General features: G+C 38.4%; 2 protein-coding genes. Both read right to left on the reverse strand.

Annotated features, from left to right (window positions below):
- Positions 1 to 295 precede the first annotated feature (295 nt).
- Positions 296 to 2,071 (reverse strand): gamma-glutamyltransferase, encoded by a 1,776-nt coding sequence (ggt, locus tag F6K13_RS25375; protein ID WP_124146351.1) that lies wholly within the window; start codon positions 2,069 to 2,071, stop codon positions 296 to 298.
- A 552-nt stretch (positions 2,072 to 2,623) separates the two neighbouring features.
- A complete protein-coding gene (locus F6K13_RS25380) occupies positions 2,624 to 2,869 on the reverse strand; it encodes a hypothetical protein (RefSeq protein ID WP_124146350.1) in 246 nt (81 codons plus the stop codon).
- Positions 2,870 to 3,169 lie beyond the last annotated feature (300 nt).

Genomic DNA, 3,169 nt, shown 5'->3' on the forward strand with positions numbered 1-3,169 from the left:
CCCCATCCATCCCTCGACCGCTTTTTTCCCCTTAAAAGGGGAGGCTTTAAACTAGAATTATTGAATTATTAATTATTAATTATTAATTATTAATTATTCGGTAAACCTTTTCTTTTTCGAGAGCTTCGGTTTTGCGGTGACATGGGGACGCGGAGATTAGATAATTGAGTAATTAATTCAATCTACTCGCTCTATTCATTAGAGAGAACTCCCGCGTCCATCTATCTGCGCGTCTCCCCACACTCCCCTACTCCCCTACTCCCTCACTCCCCCACTCCCCTACTCCCCTACTCCCTCACTCTCCCACTCTCACCTCTCCTTCTCCACGAGGATCTGCTGCTGCTTCCAACATCCCACTCTCATCCTGCACAACTACATTTGCATTTCCCCAACCATCACGCATTACAATATTATGTCCTCGCTGTTTCAATTCATTCACAGTTGCTTCACTAAACCCTCCCGTTTCCAAAAGTAATCTATCTGGCAACCATTGATGATGAAAACGAGGTGCAGATACTGCTTCGGCAGCATTCATTTGATATTCCAGCACATTTAAAACTACCTGCAAGACTGTAGTAATAATTGTACTTCCTCCTGGAGAGCCAGTTGCCATAATTAACCGACCATCCTGTGTCACAATAGTAGGAGTCATACTTGACAAAGGGGTTTTTCCTGGAGCGATCGCATTTGCCTCACCTCCCACTAGACCATATAAGTTTGGCACTCCTGGAGCAGCAGCAAAGTCATCCATCTCATTATTTAATAATATTCCTGTACCAGTCGCTACTACTCCAGCACCAAAACTACCATTTATTGTATATGTCAGACTAACAACTTTGCGCTCTCGATCTACTACGGTCAGATGAGTAGTATCTGGAGACTCCGAAGTATGACGCTCTAGAGTTTCGGGTGATGTGGGTTGTACTTCACTGGAGGGTCTGACTTGTTTGGGATTAATATTTTGACGTTGCTGTTGAGCATAACTACGACTGGTTAATTCTTTGACAGGTACTTGTACAAAATCTGGATCTCCTAAATATTTGGAGCGATCGGCATAAGCAACTCGCATTGCTTCAGTCAGTAAATGGATAGTGTCAGGATTTTTATTGCCCCACTCTTGCAAGTTAGTTTCGCCGACAATATTCAATATTTGTAGTAGATGAACTCCCCCAGATGATGGTGGTGACATGGCACAAATTTCCGCTTGTCGAAAGTTACCACAGATAGGTTGACGCCAAATTGGTGTATAATTTTTTAAGTCTTCTAATGTGATTAAACCTCCATTGGCAGCCATATCATTAGCGACCGCTTGAGCAATTTTGCCTGTATAAAAGCTTTGTGGGTTTTTGGCAATGGTTTCTAGGGTCTGAGCTTTATCGTTTTGAATTAGTAAGTCTCCTGACTGATATGCTTCTCCATCTTTTGTAAATATTTCTCTTGCTGCGACGTTTTTGTTGATTACTTCTAAACGTCTTTCTAATCTATTCACGAAGCGATCGCTTACTTCAAAGCCATTCTGAGCATAACTAATAGCTGGTTGTAATAATTCTGACCAAGGTAATTTCCCATAGTTTTTATGAACAGTGTATAACCCCGCAACAGTTCCAGGTACTCCTACTGCTAAATGTCCATCTAAGCTTGCTCTTTTTTCTATTTCTCCTTGTGAGTTCAGGTACATATTTTGGGTTGCTGCTTTGGGCGCTCTTTCCCGAAAATCTAATGCTTGAATTTTATACTGTTTCTGAGTTTCAGGATTTTCTGGGGGAATTCCTAATAGCAAGAAACCACCCCCACCAATACCTGCGGAAAATGGCTCTACTACTGAAATAGCGAAGGCAGTAGCAATGGCTGCATCTACTGCATTTCCGCCTTTTTGCAGAATTAATTTTCCTGCTTCACTGGCTAAGGGATGAGCTGATACTACTATACTTTGTTTACTGCGTTTTAATTCTGCTATAGGTGTTACAGATTTTGGAGAGTTTTGAGTACATCCAAATAGTGAAATTGAAATAGTGAGACAAGTGAATAAGAGTATTTGGCTTTTCGTTTTAAGTAATGAAATCTGAAGCATTTAGCAATTATATAAAATTTATTCTAATTTATAGCAGAAGGAAGAAGGAAGAAGTAAGAAAGAAGAAGTAAGAAAGAAGAAGGAAGAAGACCTTTAGTTATTTAGGCAATTAGACATCTGGTAAAAATCAAAAATAAAATCAATTATTGTACAGAAATTCTCAGTTATTTCCACCTCCATACCTATTCCCTATTCCCTATTCCCTCTTTTCTGGAGATGTTTATTGGTTATCTACCAGAGAAGAAAAAGACTTGGGTCGTCTGAGTTTTGAGTTTTTGAGCTTTTGATATGTCTTAACCTTTCCTTCCACTGCTATATTCAATTTTTGACCTCTTCTCAATACCAAGACTATCCTTTGGCATGAGATGTGCGACTCGTTGGCCTAAAAGTTAGCTAAAATGTTTAGTATAATAGGCCATCTGATAGAAATCCAGCAGAGCTGTTACGCTTTCAAACAGGATTCAGTATTATTCCATAATTCTGTTCCTGATTCAACAATTAATAATTAATAATTACTTTTCTTAAAAATGACCGTTTTTATCTCAATAATAATTAGGATGCTTCACTATCTTCATCAAACAATTCTTTCAATTCTGTATCGAAAGTTTGCAGGACATCATTCAATTCAGCCTCTGGACAAGATGTAATTAATACATCAAAAACATCTAGCAACTTTGCGGCAGTCTCTCCTAAAGTGGGACTCATTCCCCAAACATCTTGCACCCAATCTTTAGGACGTTCCTTGTCAAAAATTAATCGTTCTAATAATTGCTTTGCTTCTTCTTTTGATACAGACATAATTATAATTTGAATCAGTGAAATTAATCTCAATAATTGTATAACAGAAGGAAGAATAAAGGGAGATGGGGGTATGGGGAGATGGGGAGATGGGGAGTGTGGGAAGAAATATATATCTTCAAATAACTATTCCCTATTCCCTTTTTCATCTAAATATTAGGTGGTAGATAACTTTTTTTGAGCTACAACCTAACTTAATAATTTTAAATAAATAAAACTTTTTGGCGTTGGTTATTTGAGGTATGATATCTTGTCCGCATAAGAGCGCTAACAAAAACTTTCTCTTCTACTACTCTTTCA

The organism is Okeania sp. SIO2B9, from assembly GCF_010672505.1.
In the GTDB taxonomy this organism is placed as follows: domain Bacteria; phylum Cyanobacteriota; class Cyanobacteriia; order Cyanobacteriales; family Microcoleaceae; genus Okeania; species Okeania hirsuta.

Bases quoted from the DNA above. Each gene is read 5' to 3' on its own strand.
- ggt (WP_124146351.1), bottom strand. From the start codon at position 2,071: ATGCTTCAGATTTCATTACTTAAAACGAAAAGCCAAATACTCTTATTC.
- F6K13_RS25380 (WP_124146350.1), bottom strand. From the start codon at position 2,869: ATGTCTGTATCAAAAGAAGAAGCAAAGCAATTATTAGAACGATTAATT.